Genomic DNA, 347 nt, shown 5'->3' with positions numbered 1-347 from the left:
TAGAAATTAAACAATTCCATGACGTACAGCCAGACTTCCCAGCCCAGACCCCAGGCGCCGAGGGTCGGCGATTCCCAGTTGTCTTCGACGAAGCGAATGTCGTGAACCAGTGGGTCCAGGCCGACATGCTTGAGGGAGCCCAGGTACAGTTCCTGGAAGTTGTCCGGGTTGGGCTTGAGCACGACCTGGAACTGATAGTAGTGCTGCAGACGGTTCGGGTTTTCACCGTAGCGGCCGTCAGTCGGACGGCGGCTTGGCTGCACGTAGGCGGCGTTCCAGGTTTCCGGGCCGATGGCACGGAGGAAGGTCGCGGTGTGGAAAGTGCCGGCGCCTACTTCCATATCGTA

Annotated in this window: 1 protein-coding gene; it reads right to left on the bottom strand. The window is 59.7% G+C overall.

All coding sequences use genetic code 11. From position 1 onward, the window contains the following. On the bottom strand, positions 1 to 347 hold a 347-nt coding region (locus ACIPZE_RS23525), incomplete at both ends, for a glycine--tRNA ligase subunit alpha (protein WP_400775604.1).

The organism is Pseudomonas sp. NPDC089741 (genome assembly GCF_044748825.1).
In the GTDB taxonomy this organism is placed as follows: domain Bacteria; phylum Pseudomonadota; class Gammaproteobacteria; order Pseudomonadales; family Pseudomonadaceae; genus Aquipseudomonas; species Aquipseudomonas helmanticensis.
This window is presented reverse-complemented; position numbering and strand designations above follow the sequence as displayed.